General features: G+C 83.2%; 1 protein-coding gene. It reads left to right on the forward strand.

Annotated elements, in window-relative coordinates:
• On the forward strand, positions 1–250 hold a 250-nt coding region (locus FPZ47_RS28125), incomplete at both ends, for a PGRS repeat-containing protein (RefSeq protein WP_210420070.1).

Genomic DNA, 250 nt, shown 5'->3' on the forward strand with positions numbered 1-250 from the left:
AACGGGCTGTTGCTGCCGGCGGCGGTGCTCAACGCGATCAACGCGCCCAGCCTGGCCCTGACGGGGCGCCCGCTGATCGGCAACGGCGCCCCCGGCGCCGCGGGCAGCGGGGCCGGCGGAGCGCCCGGCGGGTGGTTGCTGGGCGACGGCGGTGCCGGCGGGTCCGGCGCGGACGGCGTGCCCGGCGGAGCCGGCGGCGCGGCAGGGCTGTTGGGCAGCGGCGGCGCCGGCGGGGCCGGCGGGTTCGGGG

The organism is Mycobacterium helveticum (genome assembly GCF_007714205.1).
Classification (GTDB): domain Bacteria; phylum Actinomycetota; class Actinomycetes; order Mycobacteriales; family Mycobacteriaceae; genus Mycobacterium; species Mycobacterium helveticum.